Raw genomic sequence first — 17,785 nt, forward strand, 5'->3', positions numbered from 1 at the left:
ATTTTCCGCAGCTTTGAAAAAAATGAAGCATGCGAAAATTAAGTCTGATCCTTTTAACTTGTTTAAGTATTTCGGCCTTTGCTCAGGATGAGCCAGAGTATAAGCGTGAATTTGGTTTAATAGCTTCTGGTTTGAATAATTTTGGGGCTATTTACAAGCAACCCACAGACAAAGGCAATTACTGGCGATTTCATTTAGCCAATTTGCAATATCAATATCAAGATAATTCTACCAGCAACTTTAATAGTTCTGCGGGAGCGATTTTGATTGGGATTGGATATGAATTTAGAAAAGGGATAAATGAAGATTTTCAATTTATCCATGGTCCCCAACCTAATTTGAGCTTAAACTTTAGCAATAGCAGTTCCGCAATGGGAGTAGGACTGGCCTACGTATTAGGAGCGCAGTATAAATTAAATACAAATTTTTACATCGGCTTAGAGATTAAGCCTGGTCTCAATTATAGGGTTTCTGATCTGGGCGGAACCGAACAGAGCAACTTATTCCTAAATGCTAGCAATGATGCTTCCTTGTTTATTGTATACCGTTTTTGATTTCAAAGAATGAAAGCATTCTTAAGAGTCCTGAAAAGACTTAGCCTGGCGATTCTAGCCTTAGTCCTTCTATTTGGTTTGGCATTAGTTATTTTCTTGAGCTTTGCTCCTCAGATCGGTCAGCATCCGGTAGGAGAGGATTTGGAACGCATTTCCCAATCACCTTATTGGGAGGAAGATCATTTCGAAAATCTCATTCCCACTTCCGTAGGTTCACTAAAGGACGTTTTAGGAACCCTGGGAGATTATCTCAATGCTGAAAATACCAGTCCGGAGGATAGTTTACCCGTACAGTTTGGCTTTAATGAGGCTCAAAACGATAGCCTCACTTGCATTACCTGGTACGGGCATTCCGCCTTCCTTTTTGAAATGGATGGGAAAAAGATTTTAATCGATCCTATGCTGGGTGATTATTCGGCCCCCATTAGCTTTGGCTCCAAGCGCTTCCCTTATAAGGAGGCTATTCCCATTGAGGAGCTTAAGGATATTGATGCGGTAATTCTTTCGCATGACCATTATGATCATCTGGACTATCCCAGTATTATGGCCCTCAATGATGAAGTAGGACATTTTTATACCGCTTTGGGAGTAGGCTCTCACCTTAAGTCTTGGGGCATAGAAGCCGATCGCATTACTGAATTGGACTGGTGGGAGGAAGGTGCCTTGGAGGACTTAAAACTGGTAGCCTGCCCATCCCGACATTTTTCGGGTCGCAGCCTTGTACATCGCAACAGCTCCCAATGGGCTTCATGGGTATTGATAGGTCAAAATCGTCGCATTTACTTTAGTGGCGATGGGGGTTATGGTCCTCACTTCAAGGAGATTGGAGCTAAGTACGGACCTTTTGATTTAGCCATGATGGAATGCGGGCAGTACAATGAGGCCTGGAGTGAGATCCATATGATGCCCGAAGAAAGTGTGATCGCTGGCATGGAAGTGAAGGGGCAGGTATTGATGCCTATCCATTGGGGGGCTTTTCAATTGGCTTTACACAGTTGGACCGATCCCATCGTACGCTTTAAGGCAAAGGCCAAAGAAGAAGGGCAGGAAATGATTCATCCTATGATTGGAGAACGTTTTTCCCTGGAAATTGATAGCCCGAAAACCGAATGGTGGCTAGACCTTTAAAATGGCTTGGTTTTTCCCTTTCATAGCGCTGTTTATAGCCTTCATTTGGATTCGGTATTTCCGCGATATCGACATTTTTGAGCGGGAAAAATGGGGGCCAATGGTCCTCAGTTTCTTTCTAGGCGCCTGTTCTGTAGCGCTGGTATTTTGGATTAGTCCGCTGCTTGGTAGAGCCCTGGGACTAAGACTGAGCGGTAATTGGCTGGATGATTTCCTCTTTATATTTATCCAGGTTGCCGGATTAGAGGAGTTGGCAAAAGTGCTGGCCTTTGGTCTCAGTTTTTTATTGATGCGTAAGCATTTCAATGAGCCATTGGACTACCTCATTTACTGCTCCTTAAGCGCTTTGGGCTTTTCTGCTTTTGAGAATATACTCTATTTCAATAGTGCCGGGGCCTCGATCATTGTAGCGCGAGGAATCCTCTCTACCGTTGGCCATATGTTTAATACGGCGCTATTCGCTTATGGAATTATCCTTTTTCGCTTTCGATACCGTAAATCCCGACCGGGAATTATTCTACTCTTTTTTGTCCTGGCTGCTTTAGCCCATACCTTCTACAATTTTCCTTTAATGCATCAAGGGATGCGCCTCTATGGCTACCTGCTAACCTTGGTCTATTTTCTCAGTACCATTAGCATTTATGCGGCTATTCTTAATAATGCTCTCAATCAATCTCCATTTTTCAATTACCAAAAGGTGGTTGATTCTACCACAGTGAGTAGTCGCCTTTTGACTTCTTACATTTTACTGTTTTTCATTCAATTAGGTCTCATGTACTGGGAGGACCGCGATTTAGGCTATAGCCTGATGCGCTTTAAAGAGGATATGATTACCACGGGATTTGTGGTACTGGTGAGCAGTGTTCGCCTCAGTCGTTTTTTACTGATAAAGGGAAGATGGCATCCCTTGCGTTTAGAACTTCCATTTAGTTTTGGCCATTCAGGTTCTAATGGTTCAATATTATCCCATCGCTTTCGCGTGAAAGGAGAAGCCTATAATGCCGTGTACCTCCATCGTTATTGGAATCAGTGGCTTGTATTAAAGACCATACCCGGAAAGGAGGCATTAGCCTTGGAAAATGCCCGTGCTTTTATTGAGTCGAAACATTTTATTCAAGGAGATTTTGCCGTTTATAAAGTTCAGGTCGAACAGGAGGGGAGATTGCAATATTTCGGAATTGCTCCCAAATTAAGAGGAAGTCAGTTTATTGGTGAAGAGAAATTTCCAATAGCTGCCCTATTTGAATGGCCCGATTCCTTTGATCAACCAGGGGTATTAGCCAAAACAAAGGCGAAGAAATTAAAACTACTGGGATGGGTAGCCTTAATTCCTTCGCCCGAAAAGGATTCTCTAATAGAATCTTAAAAGACCTGCGCTACGATTTCGGCTGGTAAAATCTTTTCTACCATTAATTTTTGCTGTGGTTCTATGCTTAGATAAGTCCAGTTATTGCCATCTGTACTAATGGCAACTGCTTCCTTCTCCATATGAATCGTAAAGTAGCCGGTACTTTCATTGTATGTCACATTTTCGGCACCAAATTGCTCATTAAAACCAGCTTGCATCCGATCCTTTAAGAGGGCCTGTTGTTCGACATTACCACCTGGCTTCATATGGGAAACCCCTTTATAGGTGATGATCATGTATTTCTTCCCATTAATTTCTTGAACTTTCCCGGTTTTGGTCACTTTGGATTCGCCCATTTTCACTTCCAACATCGGATTGCTAAAAGTTTGGTTTAGGATTTTTAACAATTGCTCCTTTGGAACCAGGGTAAAAAGTTCAGGGTAGATATAGTTCATGGCCTCATTAAACTTTTTCTCCTGCAGTAAAACCTGGTATTTGTTAAAGCCATCCTTTACCGCTTGGGCTTCAGATTGAGCATGTGAAAAGTTGAAAGCTAATAGGCTGATGCTAAAGCTTAATATTAGTTTTTTAAGGGATAAATTTTTCATTTTTAGACTGTTAGATTTAGGTTTTTAGAGAAAAGAATTAATATCTGTGCAACATGCAGTTCATGTGCCAGGCTGACTTTTGTTTACTGTTTTTGGGAAGAAAAAATTATGTTCAAGACCTTACAGTTTCGGATTTTACGCGGTTTTATCATTATCATGGCCCTCTTCGTTTTCTGGGGCTTTGCTTACCACCTGTTTGATACGCGCCGGGAAGATTTAAATGCCCTAATTAATCAAAGCCGGGAAATCCAAAGAAGACAATTATTCAACATCCAAAATTTTCAGCTTTTTCAGCTCTTAGGCTATAAAGATACAGTCCTCTATCAAAGTGGAAAACAAGAGTACCTCGAAGTTTTCCGTCACAATACCCTCGAAATAAAAAATGAGGTGAAAGAATTGCAAAGCTGGGCTATAGAGGAGGACTTACCTTATCAAAAGCTGGCGCTTCTAGAGGAATCGCTAAATCAGTTAAATGATTCGGTTGCCAAATTAAGCAGTCTATATATCCAAAGAGGATTTAAGGATTTTGGCTTGGAAGGGCAGATGCGTGAAGCCATTCATTTAATTGAACAAGAAAAATTGCTTCCACCGGCGCAGTACCTAAGTTTTCGTCGCCATGAAAAGGATTTCATCAATCGCAATCAATGGGAATATGTAAAGCTCTTTAACCAACATTATGAGAGACTTCAATCGGAAACGAAAATAGTTCCTGGTAGTCGTTTAGATAGTCTCTTGAATGCGTATCGATCCGTATTTAATCAGTTTGCAGCCATTCAGGCTCAAATAAGTCTGGAAGGTAAAAAAGGCTTGGTAGAAACCATTGCCAGCATGAATACCGATTTGGAAGCAGAATTCGATTTAGCCCTATCCGGTATCAACAAGGAGCTTAATGCCTTGCAAAGTCAGGTGGATAACTTGATTAATATCCTTGGGGTTCTCATGATCCTGCTCATCTTGATCTACAGTTATAGTTTGTCGCGCCGCATTAGTGGTGACCTCAAGGAATTTGGCAACGCGCTACGCAAATACACCAGCAGCGACTTTAAAACACGTGGTTTATTCAAGAATCTTAAAAGTGGCACTCATGAGGTGCAAGAGCTTCTGGAGGATTTCCGCAAGATGAACCAAAAGCTGCAAGCCAGTTTAACCGAACTCAAATTAGCGGCGCGTAAATCAGAGCGGACCGCTAAAGTGAAATCCTATTTCCTGGCAAATATGAGTCATGAAATTCGCACCCCTCTTAATGGAGTTTTGGGCATGATTCACCTTTTAAAGGATACCCATGATCCTACTCAAAGAGCGGAATATATGCGAACGATCGAATTTTCAGCTGAGCATTTAGGGGATTTGGTGAATATGATTTTAGATTTTTCCAAGATTGATGCAGGTAAGATGGAATTGAATCCTCAAAGTATGAATCTGGAGGAGGTGATTCATAATCTGGTGCAGATGTTCCGCTTTAAAGCCGAAGAGAACCATAATAAACTGATTCTCGATCAGGATAATCCTCTGGAGCATTTGATTATTGCCGATAGCTTGCGTTTGCAACAGATCTTTATTAATCTGATTAGCAATGCGCTGAAGTTTACCAAGGATGGTGAGGTACGGATCATTATTCGGGAATTATCTACTGATAATGATGCCAACTGCAAGCTTTATTTTGCCGTTCAGGATTCCGGTATTGGCATTCCCGAAAGAAAGCTAAAAAGCCTTTTTGATGCTTATTCTCAAACCGATCGCAGCATTCAAAAGGAATTTGGCGGAACTGGATTGGGCCTGGCAATTACAAATGAATTGGTCAAATTAATGGGTTCCCAGCTAGAAGTGAAAAGCCGTATTGCCATTGGCAGTACTTTCTCTTTTAGTCTCGAAATTCCAAAGGGCTCAACCAAATTGAGTGATTTGGATCATCCTTATCAATCGCCCTCACATTTAAGTCAGAAGGTATTAGTAGCCGAAGACAATGAAGTAAATCAAAAGGTTTTAGGCTTGCTTTTGGAGCGTAAAGGATTAAGTGTTCAAGTGGTGAAAAATGGTCAAGAAGCTTTGGATGCATACCTGGAAGAGGATTATGGATTAATCCTTATGGACCTGCAAATGCCTGTTATGGATGGCCTGGAAGCCACTCGGGAAATTATAGCCAGTGCAAAATATCAAAGTCGACCTTGCCCCATTGTAGCGGTAACAGCCAATGCTTTTGAAGAGGATAAGCGGGAGGCTCTTTTAATGGGCTGTCAGGATTTTATCCCCAAACCTATAAAGCCGGATGAATTGCACCGCGTATTGCGGAAGTATCTTATTCTAAATTCCCTGAGTTAGCCGGAAACCAATGCGGTAGTATAAAACGTTTCAGGTATATTAAGCCTAAGCTCGTTAAGGGTACACCAATCAATATTCCGGTAAAGCCTAATAGGTAGGTCCAGAAACTTAATCCCAATACCATAATTACTGGGTTTAAACCAATATGGCGTTCCATGATCCTTGGGATTAATAGGGCTTCTTCCAGAATTGATCCTAGGATGAATACGCCCACAATAATGCTCATCACCAACCAATAGGGCCAGGCTAATTCCATGCTTAGCACTAATCCGGATAAAGCCATGGGGATCAGCAGCAGGTAATGCAAATATGGAATATAGAGTAGGAGGAAGATGAGAATTAGATAGAGATAAGTTCCGGGTAAATCCAGAATTAGAAAGGCTACTAAGAAGACCAGGCTTTCCCAAAGTACAATGCGAGTTCTCAGCTTGAAGTAACGCACAAAACTCTGATTGAAATCGGTCCAGAATTGTTGCCAATTACGGGATAGACCCGGATTATGATAGCGTTCGCGCAGCGATTCAAAATAAGGATAGTAAAAGAGGATGAGCACAAAATAGAGCAGGAAGGAGCCGAATTGATACCAAAAACCAAATTGAGGTAATTGAAATCCTTTTTCGGCTTCGGTCGGTTTAGATTTAAAGAAGGATTGCAGTTTGCTGAAGCCGGCACTGATATTTTCCATGCTCAGCGATAAACCGCTTTTTGCACTATCGCTAGAGGAGAAACTGGCTATTTGTTGACGAATCTTTTGTTCCAGATCGGTGCTATCTACAAATTCACTCATCCAGGCTTGAACCTTTTGCGCTCCGGCATCTAATTGACTTTGATTTTCCTCCAGAAGTAGACTAAAACTTTGATTAAAGCGCTGCATGTCACGAGCAATGAAACCGGCGCTAATACTGAGGAATAGCACCAGGACTAAGCCTAAGCTCAGCAGAAATAGACCTACACTAAGCTCCCAGTTTCGAAAGAGTTTTTGCCATTTCCGGATAAAGGGCCCGATGCCATAAGCTAAGCCCAGGGCGAGAAATAAGGGGAGGAATATGCCGTAAAAGTAAAGGAGAAGCAGTGCTCCAGCTAAAAGACTTAATTCGGGGATTCGGGCAATGATTCGATCCTGTAAATTCATGAAAGCGGCTTAGGCTGGCAATTTGCTCATTTTTTTAATGGGAAGGGAAATAAATATTTAGCGTAACCAGCTATGACGCTTGAAAAATAGAATACTCACACCATATTCATTTTTCAATTGCAAATGTTCCGCATCTACCATTTTATAGGAACGGACTTCTTTAAGCTTTTCGAAAAACAGGTCTTCCAATTCTATAGATTCGCAATAGAGCAGAGTGCTGTGAATTTGAGCGAATTTCATTTGATTCGGTTCTTTCAAAATCAATTCACCACCATAGCTATTACAGCTGGCAAACCCACCAAACAAAGAATCACCTTGGGTCAATAAGGTTATGGGTTCTTTACCGGATAGTACATCATGGAAACCTTCCATCAGATTAAGGTCCCACTGTCTTTGATTGATTTCATAATGCGACTTCACATCATTCCAGTAAAAATCCGGCCAATGCCTATTTGCTGTATTGTGCAGTGCCGAGTCGATCTGAAATAAGGAATTTCCCCAGCTTATTTGCAAGTTACCTTTGGGATCAATACTAGCAAGAGTACTGTATTCCTCTAGTTTTCGAAATCGCCAATCATAAGCCGCGATCTTGACTTGAGCATCGGCCGTAACCTTCATCTCCAAACTGTAAAACAAGGTATCTTGATGGATAAAGGCCTCATACTGCCCCGCCCAATAAGAGCTATCTGTGGATCCGCTTTTAAGCAATCCGCAGGAGCAAATTATTGCGATAGCAAAGAGGAAGCTGAGAAAGGCTGGAATTCGCATCAGCCTAAGCTATAAAAAAAGCCCGACATATTTTGCCGGGCTTTGATTATCAGATTTTTAATCTTAAAACTGGATTAGGGCACTGCCCCAGGTAAATCCACTACCAAAGGCTGCCAGGCAGAGGAGATCGCCTTCTTTGAGTCGTCCTTCCGCTTTAGCTTCACATAAGGCGATCGGAATGGAAGCGGCCGTCGTATTACCGTACTTCATGATATTGTTAAATACCTTATCGGCTCCCAAGCCCATTTTGGCTTGCACATATTGGGAGATGCGCAAATTGGCTTGATGTGGAATTAAGAGGTCCAGATCTTCTGTGCTTTTGCCCGCTTCATTTAAGGCTTCGTGAATAACCTCCTGGAAACGAGTAACGGCATGCTTAAACACGAAGTTTCCGTTCATATAAGGGTAATAGCTTAAATCTTCAGGATCATTTTCTTCAATGATACGATCTACCCAATGGGAGGTAGAAGGACCTAATAAAGCTAATTCCTTGGCATGCTTGCCTTCCGAATGCAATTTGGTAGTTAATACTCCTTTGCTCTGATCGTCACTGGCTTGCAATACCACCGCTCCGGCACCATCACCGAAGATCACCGATACGCCACGACCACGAGTTGTTTTATCCAAACCACCGCTGTGCAATTCAGAGCCAATCAGCAGCACATTTTTATACATGCCCGTTTTGATAAATTGATCGGCAACAGAAAGTCCGTAAATAAAGCCACTACATTGATTACGCACATCTAAGGCCCCTACCGTGTCGATACCTAAATTCTCTTGCACTTGCACACCGGGACCCGGGAAATAATAATCCGGAGACAAGGTGGCAAAAACAATAAAGTCGATATCATTGGGCTCCAATCCTGCATCGGCAATCGCTCTTTGTGCGGCAATAGTACCCATGCTGGAAGTAGTTTCTTCGCCATCGGATCGAACCCAACGACGTTCTTTAATACCGGTACGCTCCTGAATCCATTCGTCAGAAGTGTCCATAATTTGAGAGAGGTCGAGGTTGGTTACCACATTTTCTGGAACATAGTGTCCAACCCCGGCTATAATTGTTCTTTTCATGTCTGAATTTTCAATCCTAAAGCGGAAGCAAAGAAATGAAAAAGGAACGAGAGACTTTGGTGACCTTAGTGGATCGCGTCGTGGTACTCTCGAAGGATATTTTCACGATGATCAGGATGGGCAATGCCCGCTAAAGCCTCTGCTCTTTGTTTCAAAGTTTTGCCATAGAGGTCCGCAATTCCGTATTCTGTTACAATATAATGAACATGGGAACGTGTGGTTACCACTCCGGCACCTTCTTTTAAGAAAGGTACTATACGAGTAAGGCCTTTGCGAGTGGTAGAGGGCAAGGCAATGATAGGTTTGCCACCTTTGGAGAGCATGGCACCGCGAATGAAGTCCATTTGGCCACCCACACCGCTGTACATATGGGCTCCGATACTATCGGCACAAACCTGTCCGGTTAAATCGATTTCTACGGCTGAATTGATACTGATCGCTTTTGGGTTTTTACGAATCACCGCCGTATCATTTACATAGCCGATATCAAGGAGGTTAACCTGTGGGTTATCATCAATAAAGTCGTACAAACGTTGAGACCCCATTACAAAGCCACTGATAATTTTACCAGGGTGGGTTTTCTTTTCGGATCCATTGATGATGCCTTTTTCAACTAAATCCAGAATGCCATCGGAAAACATCTCGGTATGAATACCCAGGTTTTTCAAGTGCCCCATCTGACTTAAAGCCGCATTGGGAATGGCACCAATACCCATTTGCAAGCAGGATCCATCTTCTACCAAAGAGGCTACGTGACGACCGATTTCCATTTCTACATCGGTAGGTGTTCCGGGTTCGTGAGAGGGGATAGCTTCATTCACTTCTACCAGAGAATCGAATTTGGATACGTGAATTAAGCTGTCGCCATGGGTACGCGGAACCTGTGGGTTTACCTGGGCAATAACGTGATCAGCGGCCTGAGCTGCAGCTAAACTCGCATCCACGGAAGTGCCCAAAGAACAAAAACCGTGTTTGTCGGGTGGCGAAACTTGCATTAAAGCCACATTAATAGGCAATACTCTTTTACGGAATAAATAAGGAATCTCAGAAAGGAAAACCGGGGTATAAGAGCCGTTTCCGGCTTTGAGGGTATGGCGAACATTGGCTCCAATAAACAAGGAGTTTACATGGAAGCTTTGGGCGTATTCTGGATTGGCATAAGGCGCTTTCCCTTCAATATGCAAATGCACAACTTCTACATTGCGTAATTCGGCATGGCGAGCAGTCATGGCATTAATCAGTTGCTGGGGGGCCATAGAAACGGAGTGTACATAAACGCGATCATTGCTTTGGATCACTTTTACGGCTTCTTCAGCGCTGCAATAGTTCATGGTGTTTTCAAATTTTATACAAGATTACGACGGCCCAAAAGGTGAAACTATGATGCTTGTCAGGGTTTACAGAGCTTTTCTGACAGCAAGCTGATAAGATGTCAGTTTAGCGCCCCACGGCACAGCCTTTGCCTTTCGGAGAATGACCAAAAAATAAAATTATGAGTACCGGTAAAATAAACGTTACAGCCGACAATATTTTCCCGATCATTAAGAAATTCCTGTACAGTGATCATGAAATCTTCTTACGGGAATTAGTTTCCAATGCGGTGGATGCCACCCAGAAGCTTAAGACCTTAAGTCGTATTGGTGAGTCAAAGGCCGAATTAGGTGATCTGACTATCCAGGTGAAAGTGGATAAGGAAAACAAAACCTTAACCATCTCCGATAAAGGTATTGGCATGAGCCCAGAGGAGATTGATAAATACATCAATCAATTAGCCTTCTCCGGAGCCGAGGAGTTTGTGCAGAAGTATGAAGATAAAGCCGATGGAGCGGCCATTATTGGTCACTTCGGTTTAGGATTCTATTCCAGCTTTATGGTAGCTTCGAAGGTGGAAATCTTCTCCCGTTCGCATCGCGATGGCGAAAAAGGAGCTTACTGGTCTTGCGATGGTTCGCCTGAATTTACCCTGGAGGAAAGCGATCAACGTCAAGAGCGCGGTACTGAAATCGTTCTGCATATCAATGAAGATTCTACAGAGTTTTTAGAAGAAGGTCGTATTCGCGATTTATTGAAGAAATACTGCCGTTTCTTACCGGTGGCCATTCAATTTGGTGAAAAGGAAATTACCGAAACCGAGGGTGATGGCGAGGATAAAAAGGAAACCAAGCGTACAGTTCCAGATATTATTAATGTAACTGAACCTGCCTGGGCCAAAGCTCCGGCCGATTTGGAAGCAGAAGATTATAAAGAGTTCTATCGTCAGTTATACCCCATGACTTTCGAAGAGCCCTTATTCCATATTCACCTAAATGTGGATTATCCCTTCGACCTGAATGGTATTCTCTTCTTTCCGCGTATTAAGCCCAATATGGACTTACAGCGCAATAAGATTCAGTTATACCAAAATCAGGTGTTTGTAACTGATAATTTAGAGGGTATTGTGCCTGACTTCCTGACTTTATTGCACGGAGTTATCGATTCTAAGGACATTCCGCTAAACGTATCACGTTCCTATTTGCAGGCCGATGGTGCGGTGAAAAAAATCAGTGGCCACATTACCAAAAAGGTAGCTGACAAACTAAGCAGTCTCTTTAAAAAGGATCGCGCCGATTTCGAAAGCAAGTGGAACGATATCAAGGTAATCATCGAGTATGGTATGCTTAGCGATGATAAGTTCTTTGAGAAAGCTCAGAAATTTGCTCTTTACCAGTCAGTGGATGAAAGTTACGCCACCTTTGAAGAGTACTTGGAAAAGATCAAGGCTAGCCAAACCGATAAGGATGGAAACCTGGTAGTACTCTATGCTGCGCATAAGGAAGGCCAGCATGCATACATCAAAAAGGCCCAGAACAAGGGCTATGATGTGCTCTTGATGGAAGGTCCATTGGTGAGCCATTTGATGCAAAAGCTGGAAGGCGGTGATCAGAAAGTGAAATTCGCTCGTGTAGATAGCGATAGCATCGATAAACTGATTGCCAAAGATGAAGAGCAGGTATCCCTTTTAAGTGAAGAGCAAAAAGAAAAGCTGAAGCCCATTATTGAAGGAGAGGTAGATAAAGCTACTTATACCGTAGTATTGGAATCACTGGATAGCAGCGAAGCCCCCTTCAATATTACCGTACCTGAATTCATGCGTCGTATGAAGGAGATGAGTGCTACCGGTGGTGGCATGATGGGAATGGGGGATATGCCCGATATGTACAACTTGGTGGTGAATACCAATCACCCTTTGATTTCTTCGATTTTGGATGAGAAGGATGAAGCCAAGCAGAAAGAGCTGATTAAGCAAGGTAAAGATCTGGCCATGCTAGCCCAGAATCTCTTGCATGGTGAGGCTCTTACCAATTTCGTAGAGAAGCAGTTTGAGGCCTTAAAAGGCTAAGAATTAGAGATAAGAAAAAGCCCTCCAAATGGAGGGCTTTTTTTATGCCTTGAAAGGAATAATGTCAATTAGCACAGCGCTGAAGATTATTAATTTGTGAAAGCCCGCACCAGACTTCTACAAATTGCGCTGATACCTTAACTTAGCGGGAAATTGACCCTTATGAAAAGCATTTTATCCTTTATAGCGGTTTTGGCCCTCACTACTTCCTGCATGGTTGGTGTTACCGGCAGTGGAAAGGTAATAGAAGAAAACCGCAACGTGGAAGAATTTGACGGCATTGATGCCAGCGGAATGTTCGAAATTCATCTGGTACAGGCTGATGTTCATCGACTTAAAGTGGTAGCCGACGATAATTTAATGGACTTGATTGAAACCTATGTAGAAGGTGGAGTTCTCCATATCCGAAGCCGCAAAAGCATTGGTAAAGCCAAGGAATTGGATGTGTATATCAGTAGTCCGGATTATGAATCTATTCAACTTTCCGGTGCTGTGACCATCGATAATAAAGGAACTTTAGATGTCAATGACCTGGATATTGAATCCAGCGGAGCCGCTCAAATCACCCTTAGTGTAGATGCTGATGATATTAAATTGGAATTAAGCGGAGCTACGGAACTCAATATGAGTGGTACCGCCGATAAAGTGAGCATTGAGGGCAGCGGCGCCTCCGAATGCAAGATGTTTGATCTCAATTGCCGTAAAATGCGCATCGATGTAAGTGGTGCCTCCGAATTAGAAGTTAATGTAAGTGAAGAACTGGAGATTGAAGCTTCCGGTGCTTCTGATATTCGCTACCGAGGAAATGGACGTATTGTACGCCAAAACCTTAGTGGTGCTTCCAATGTAGTAAAAGACTAACCTAAGCCCCTTAACACAAATGACGCAAGCAGCAGAAAGAGCCCAAGCCTGGCTCAAAGCTCCTTATGATACTGAAACCCAAAAAGCCACCCAGGCCTTGATTGATGCCGGTGGAGATGCCTTAAATGATGCTTTTTACCAAGACCTCGACTTCGGAACAGGTGGTTTACGTGGAATCATGGGCGTTGGGACTAACCGAATTAATAAATACACCTTAGGTGCTGCTACCCAGGGATTAGCGAATTACCTGAATAAGCAGTTTCCTGATATTCAAATTAAAGTGGCGATCGCGCATGACAGTCGCCACAATTCCAAGCCTTTTGCCCGTCAGGTGGCGGAAGTACTTTCGGCCAATGGTATTAAGGTTTTTCTCTATGAGGATTTACGGCCAACTCCGGCTTTATCCTTTGCTATTCGCCATTTAGATTGTCAGAGTGGAATCGTTTTAACCGCCTCCCATAATCCGCCTGCCTATAATGGCTATAAGGTATATTGGAGTGATGGCGGTCAATTGGTACCTCCTCATGATAAGGCCGTAATTACTGAGGTTCGTGCGGTTAAAGCCGATGAAATTCGCTATGATGCCAATCCGGATCTGATTGAAATGATTGGCGATGCCGTAGACCAGGCCTATCTCGCCAAAGTGAAAGAGCTAAGCTTGAGTAATCAAGGTAAAGAAGACCTTTCGGTAGTATTCACCAGCATCCATGGTACCAGTATTACTTTGGTGCCACCTGCTTTGGAAAATGCCGGTTTTAAAAAGGTTTCCATAGTGGAAGAGCAAGCTACTCCGGATGGAGATTTCCCTACTGTAGCTTCTCCAAACCCAGAGGAAGCAGAAGCCCTAACCATGGCCCTTAAACAAGCTGAGAAGCTGGGGGCGGATATGGTTATTGGTACCGATCCCGATGCAGATCGGGTAGGGATTGCGGTTCGTAATCTTGAAGGTGAAATGGAATTACTGAATGGTAATCAAGCTGCTTCGGTATTGATTTACTATCTCCTTGAACGTTGGAAGGAAAATGGCAAATTGACCGGTAATGAATATGTAGCCAAAACCATTGTTACTACAGACCTCATTGCAGATATCGCTAAGGCCTACGATGTACCTTGCCCCGAATGTTTAACCGGTTTTAAATGGATTGCCGATATCATTCGCCAGCGCGAAGGTGAAGCCACCTTTATTGGTGGTGGTGAAGAAAGCTACGGCTATATGATTGGTGATTTTGTACGTGATAAGGATGCGGTAGCTTCTGCAGTAATGCTGGCAGAAACTGCTGCTTATGCTAAATCCCAAGGCTCCAGCTTCTATGAGATGATGGTAGAGGTGTACCACAAATTTGGTTTCTACCTCGAAAAACTGGTTTCCTTAAAGCGTGAGGGCATGAAAGGTCAGCAGGAAATTGCCCAAATGATGGAAGACTTCCGTACCAAAACCCCCGCTACCATTGCAGGAGAGAAAATTGTGGAAGTATTGGATTATCAAAGTTCTGAGCATCGCTATGTAGCGGATAATCGCACAGAAGCTATCGACTTACCTAAAAGCAATGTGGTGCAGTTTGTTACGGATCAGGGCACAAAAATTACTGCACGTCCTAGTGGAACGGAACCTAAGATTAAGTTCTATGTAAGCGTAAAAGGAAATTTAGCCGATACTTCCGAATTTGCTGTCAGGAAAGCAGAACTCGAAGGTCGATTAGAGGCAATTACCAAAGAATTAGGATTATGATAAAAAGAGCCACAGGGATTCTGCTTTTAGGCTTGAGTCTCGGAGCTTGTCAGAATTCGGCTCCCAAGCCAGATGGTAGCACTGCCGACTCCCAATTAGCAGAAGGAATTTGGCAGGCTGTGATCGCACAAAACGATAGCACCAACTTAAAGTTCAACTTCAACTTAGAGTCCTTAAGTGATTCTGAATATGTAGCGCATATTAAAAATGCGGAGGAGATTATCGATGCCAAAGTAATTCGCTTAGCGGCCGATAGTTTCAAGATTGAAATGCCCGTTTTTGCCAATTATTTCTTGGTTAAAAAGGAGGGAAATCAGCTAAAAGGTCAGTATATCAATCCCGATGCTGAGGACTATTATCTGCCTTTTACCGCAACCGCCGGAGTTTCTGAACGCTATGAAAATGCCCAGCATCTTTATCCTTTGCCTGGATATTGGAAGGTGGTATTTAATCCGGGTACCGAAGATGAAAGCCTTGGCAAAGCTTATTTCGAATGGGATCAGGAGAAAGGGGTTTATGGTACCATCATGACAGCCACTGGCGATTACCGCTATTTGGAAGGTTCGGGCGCTGCAGGTAAATTATACCTCTCTGCCTTTGATGGAGCGCATCTCTTTTACCTGGAAGCCGATTTGCATGATACACTGCAAGGGCATTTCTATTCCGGTCGTAGCTACCATGCTACCTGGATTGCTTATCGCGACAGTACCTTTGAATTGCCCGACCCGGATACCTTAACTTATTTGAAGGAGGGCTATTCTAAAATGGATTTTGCCTTTCCTAATTTGAAAGGGGATACTATTGCTTTGAGTGATCCTCGCTTTGCCGATAAAGCAGTAATCATCCAAATTAGCGGCTCTTGGTGTCCTAACTGCTATGACGAAAGTCGTTACCTCTCAAAGGTCTATGAACAATACAAAGATCAGGGCCTCGAAATCGTTTGCCTAAGCTTTGAGCGCACACGCGATTATGCAACCGCTCAGAAGCGCTTAGCCAAAATGCAAAAGGATCTTAGCATTCCCTATACCGTGCTGCTGGCTGGAGCCACTCGCGATGATAAAGCGGCGGAGAAATTGCCGATGCTCAATCACATAATGAGCTATCCAACGGCCATTTATCTGGACAAGGAGCATAAGCTGCGAAAGATCCATACCGGCTTTTCCGGACCAGGAACTCCGGTTTGGGAAGACTTTGTGAGCGAAAATGATGCATTTTTGCAAAAATTACTCAACGAATAATTAGCTCTCTTAAAATTATAACATGCAGAAAGTAGCAGTGATCGGAGCGGGAACCATGGGAAATGGAATTGCCCATGTTTTTGCTCAAAATGACTTTGAAGTAAATCTGGTTGATATTTCTGACGAAGCCCTCGATCGCGGATTAAACACTATCAGCAAAAACCTGGATCGTCAGGTTTCTAAAGGAATTATCGACGAAGCGAAAAAGGAAGCTACCCTCACCAATTTGAGTGGTTCCACCGATATGGCTACCGCCTTAAGCGATGCTGATTTGGTAGTGGAAGCCGCAACGGAGAACGTAGACCTAAAATTGAAGATTTTTGGCGATATGGATCGCTATTCTAAGCCTGAAGCGATTTTGGCCTCGAATACTTCTTCCATTTCCTTGACTCAAATTGCCGCCGTTACCTCTCGTCCTGATAAGGTGATTGGTATGCACTTTATGAATCCGGTACCAGTAATGAAATTGGTAGAAGTGATTCGAGGTTATGCCACCTCCGATGAAACTACCAAAACCATCATGGAATTGTCTGAGAAATTAGGCAAGGTTCCTACCGAGTGTAATGACTACCCAGGTTTCGTTTCCAATCGTATCCTGATGCCGATGATTAATGAGGCTATCATTACCCTATTCGAAGGTGTAGCCGGAGTGAAGGAAATCGATACCATTATGAAATTAGGTATGGCCCATCCGATGGGACCTTTGAAATTAGCTGATTTCATTGGCCTCGACGTTTGTCTTTCCATCCTGAATGTATTGTACGAAGGCTTTGGTAATCCTAAATACGCTCCCTGTCCCTTATTAGTAAATATGGTACGTGCCGGAAAATTAGGCGCAAAATCAGGTGAAGGCTTTTACGATTACAGTGAAGGCCCTAAAAGCGAAACTGTTTCTTCTCAGTTTAGTTAAGCCTTGCAAACAGCATTGAAAGGCCTCCCATTGTGGAGGCCTTTTTTGTTTTATCGATAGGAACTATATTTTCATAGAGCTTTTGGTGCCTTTTGTCATAGTACAGCGATAACTCCGTCTATACCTTGCAAACCGAAAAAATAATAGACCATGTCTGATACAGCAATAGAACGCAAATCCTATACTTACCCCGAATACCGCGATTTAATTAAGCAATTGCGCTACCAAGGCCAAGCTACTGGCGGTTCTGAATCGGATGATTTCCTGCGATATACCGATTTAAATATGGCCCGCATGGACAAGTGGGACAAGCGCTATGAGTTTAGCGATGAATTGAAGTCCACTCTCGATAATTTGAATCGCAAGGAAAAGTGGGTAGTGCTAAGCGAAGGCTGGTGTGGGGATGCAGCTCACTCAGTCCCCGTGCTAGCTAAAATCGCAGAATACAGTCCTAATATTGAATTAAGCATTCTCCTTCGCGATGAAAATCTGGACCTTATGGATCAGCACCTCACCAATGGAGGACGATCTATTCCTAAATTGATTCGTTACAGCGAAAGTGGCGAAGTATTAGGTGAATGGGGACCTAGACCGGAAGCCGCGCAACAAATTCACTTAGATGGTAAAGCGGAGGGTAGAGCTAAAGCGGATGTGACCATCGACCTGCAAAAATGGTATGCTCGCGATCGCGGCGAAAGCCTCAGCAAGGAAATTGCCGATTTCTTAAAAGACTAAAATTT

The 17,785-nt window shown here is 43.1% G+C and carries 15 protein-coding genes; 10 read left to right on the top strand and 5 right to left on the bottom strand.

Annotation, left to right across the window (positions count from 1 at the left end):
* The first annotated feature begins 29 nt into the window (after positions 1-29).
* From ACO05P_RS03700 to ACO05P_RS03710, 3 genes are read left to right on the top strand one after another with little or no spacing between them, the layout of a single operon-like run.
* Complete coding sequence (locus ACO05P_RS03700; protein WP_421753440.1) at positions 30-554, top strand: hypothetical protein; 525 nt, start codon at positions 30-32, stop codon at positions 552-554.
* A 9-nt stretch (positions 555-563) separates the two neighbouring features.
* A complete protein-coding gene (locus ACO05P_RS03705; protein WP_421753441.1) occupies positions 564-1,682 on the top strand; it encodes an MBL fold metallo-hydrolase in 1,119 nt (372 codons plus the stop codon).
* A gap of 1 nt (position 1,683) precedes the next feature.
* A complete protein-coding gene (locus ACO05P_RS03710) occupies positions 1,684-3,048 on the top strand; it encodes a PrsW family intramembrane metalloprotease (RefSeq protein ID WP_421753442.1) in 1,365 nt (454 codons plus the stop codon).
* On the opposite strand, the gene ACO05P_RS03715 is transcribed toward ACO05P_RS03710, so the two are convergent.
* A complete protein-coding gene (locus ACO05P_RS03715; RefSeq protein ID WP_421753443.1) occupies positions 3,045-3,638 on the bottom strand; it encodes a hypothetical protein in 594 nt (197 codons plus the stop codon). The genes ACO05P_RS03710 and ACO05P_RS03715 overlap by 4 nt on opposite strands.
* A 108-nt stretch (positions 3,639-3,746) precedes the next feature.
* On the opposite strand from ACO05P_RS03715, the gene ACO05P_RS03720 reads away from it, so the two are divergent.
* On the top strand, positions 3,747-5,957 hold the full coding sequence (locus tag ACO05P_RS03720; RefSeq protein WP_421753445.1) for a response regulator: 2,211 nt from the start codon (positions 3,747-3,749) through the stop codon (positions 5,955-5,957).
* On the opposite strand, the gene ACO05P_RS03725 is transcribed toward ACO05P_RS03720, so the two are convergent.
* The 4 genes from ACO05P_RS03725 to ACO05P_RS03740 form a co-directional block, all read right to left on the bottom strand.
* Positions 5,935-7,089, bottom strand: coding sequence for an AI-2E family transporter (locus ACO05P_RS03725; RefSeq protein ID WP_421753446.1), 1,155 nt, complete (start codon positions 7,087-7,089; stop codon positions 5,935-5,937). The two genes, ACO05P_RS03720 and ACO05P_RS03725, sit on opposite strands and share 23 nt — an antisense overlap.
* Before the next feature lie 57 nt (positions 7,090-7,146).
* Positions 7,147-7,857 carry an META domain-containing protein gene (locus ACO05P_RS03730; protein ID WP_421753448.1) on the bottom strand — a complete coding sequence of 237 codons (711 nt, stop codon included), beginning with the start codon at positions 7,855-7,857 and terminating at the stop codon, positions 7,147-7,149.
* Positions 7,858-7,920: 63 nt separating this feature from the next.
* Positions 7,921-8,928 carry a 3-oxoacyl-ACP synthase III family protein gene (locus ACO05P_RS03735; RefSeq protein ID WP_421753450.1) on the bottom strand — a complete coding sequence of 336 codons (1,008 nt, stop codon included), beginning with the start codon at positions 8,926-8,928 and terminating at the stop codon, positions 7,921-7,923.
* A gap of 65 nt (positions 8,929-8,993) precedes the next feature.
* Positions 8,994-10,259 (bottom strand): acetyl-CoA hydrolase/transferase family protein, encoded by a 1,266-nt coding sequence (locus ACO05P_RS03740; protein ID WP_421753452.1) that lies wholly within the window; start codon positions 10,257-10,259, stop codon positions 8,994-8,996.
* A gap of 161 nt (positions 10,260-10,420) precedes the next feature.
* On the opposite strand from ACO05P_RS03740, the gene htpG reads away from it, so the two are divergent.
* The 6 genes from htpG (at position 10,421) to ACO05P_RS03770 (ending at position 17,780) form a co-directional block, all read left to right on the top strand.
* Positions 10,421-12,307: a molecular chaperone HtpG gene (htpG, locus tag ACO05P_RS03745; RefSeq protein WP_421753454.1), complete on the top strand. Its 1,887-nt coding sequence runs from the start codon at positions 10,421-10,423 to the stop codon at positions 12,305-12,307.
* Between the two features lie 162 nt (positions 12,308-12,469).
* Positions 12,470-13,168 (top strand): head GIN domain-containing protein, encoded by a 699-nt coding sequence (locus tag ACO05P_RS03750; protein ID WP_421753456.1) that lies wholly within the window; start codon positions 12,470-12,472, stop codon positions 13,166-13,168.
* Positions 13,169-13,187: 19 nt separating this feature from the next.
* Positions 13,188-14,897 carry a phospho-sugar mutase gene (locus ACO05P_RS03755; RefSeq protein ID WP_421753458.1) on the top strand — a complete coding sequence of 570 codons (1,710 nt, stop codon included), beginning with the start codon at positions 13,188-13,190 and terminating at the stop codon, positions 14,895-14,897.
* On the top strand, positions 14,894-16,135 hold the full coding sequence (locus ACO05P_RS03760) for a TlpA family protein disulfide reductase (RefSeq protein WP_421753460.1): 1,242 nt from the start codon (positions 14,894-14,896) through the stop codon (positions 16,133-16,135). Before ACO05P_RS03755 ends, ACO05P_RS03760 begins: the two co-directional genes overlap by 4 nt.
* Positions 16,136-16,157: 22 nt before the next feature.
* Positions 16,158-17,045, top strand: a complete 888-nt coding sequence (locus tag ACO05P_RS03765) for a 3-hydroxybutyryl-CoA dehydrogenase (protein WP_210758639.1) — start codon at positions 16,158-16,160, stop codon at positions 17,043-17,045.
* A 150-nt stretch (positions 17,046-17,195) separates the two neighbouring features.
* Positions 17,196-17,780 (top strand): thioredoxin family protein, encoded by a 585-nt coding sequence (locus ACO05P_RS03770; RefSeq protein ID WP_421753462.1) that lies wholly within the window; start codon positions 17,196-17,198, stop codon positions 17,778-17,780.
* Positions 17,781-17,785: the final 5 nt, after the last annotated feature.

Source organism: Croceimicrobium sp. (assembly GCF_965228705.1).
Classification (GTDB): Bacteria; Bacteroidota; Bacteroidia; order Flavobacteriales; family Schleiferiaceae; genus Croceimicrobium.

What these genes read in the sequence shown, in the direction of transcription:
- ACO05P_RS03700 (WP_421753440.1), top strand. Translation starts at nt 30, where the DNA reads ATGCGAAAATTAAGTCTGATCCTTTTAACTTGTTTAAGTATTTCGGCC.
- ACO05P_RS03705 (WP_421753441.1), top strand. Translation starts at nt 564, where the DNA reads ATGAAAGCATTCTTAAGAGTCCTGAAAAGACTTAGCCTGGCGATTCTA.
- ACO05P_RS03710 (WP_421753442.1), top strand. Translation starts at nt 1,684, where the DNA reads ATGGCTTGGTTTTTCCCTTTCATAGCGCTGTTTATAGCCTTCATTTGG.
- ACO05P_RS03715 (WP_421753443.1), bottom strand. Translation starts at nt 3,638, where the DNA reads ATGAAAAATTTATCCCTTAAAAAACTAATATTAAGCTTTAGCATCAGC.
- ACO05P_RS03720 (WP_421753445.1), top strand. Translation starts at nt 3,747, where the DNA reads ATGTTCAAGACCTTACAGTTTCGGATTTTACGCGGTTTTATCATTATC.
- ACO05P_RS03725 (WP_421753446.1), bottom strand. Translation starts at nt 7,089, where the DNA reads ATGAATTTACAGGATCGAATCATTGCCCGAATCCCCGAATTAAGTCTT.
- ACO05P_RS03730 (WP_421753448.1), bottom strand. Translation starts at nt 7,857, where the DNA reads ATGCGAATTCCAGCCTTTCTCAGCTTCCTCTTTGCTATCGCAATAATT.
- ACO05P_RS03735 (WP_421753450.1), bottom strand. Translation starts at nt 8,928, where the DNA reads ATGAAAAGAACAATTATAGCCGGGGTTGGACACTATGTTCCAGAAAAT.
- ACO05P_RS03740 (WP_421753452.1), bottom strand. Translation starts at nt 10,259, where the DNA reads ATGAACTATTGCAGCGCTGAAGAAGCCGTAAAAGTGATCCAAAGCAAT.
- htpG (WP_421753454.1), top strand. Translation starts at nt 10,421, where the DNA reads ATGAGTACCGGTAAAATAAACGTTACAGCCGACAATATTTTCCCGATC.
- ACO05P_RS03750 (WP_421753456.1), top strand. Translation starts at nt 12,470, where the DNA reads ATGAAAAGCATTTTATCCTTTATAGCGGTTTTGGCCCTCACTACTTCC.
- ACO05P_RS03755 (WP_421753458.1), top strand. Translation starts at nt 13,188, where the DNA reads ATGACGCAAGCAGCAGAAAGAGCCCAAGCCTGGCTCAAAGCTCCTTAT.
- ACO05P_RS03760 (WP_421753460.1), top strand. Translation starts at nt 14,894, where the DNA reads ATGATAAAAAGAGCCACAGGGATTCTGCTTTTAGGCTTGAGTCTCGGA.
- ACO05P_RS03765 (WP_210758639.1), top strand. Translation starts at nt 16,158, where the DNA reads ATGCAGAAAGTAGCAGTGATCGGAGCGGGAACCATGGGAAATGGAATT.
- ACO05P_RS03770 (WP_421753462.1), top strand. Translation starts at nt 17,196, where the DNA reads ATGTCTGATACAGCAATAGAACGCAAATCCTATACTTACCCCGAATAC.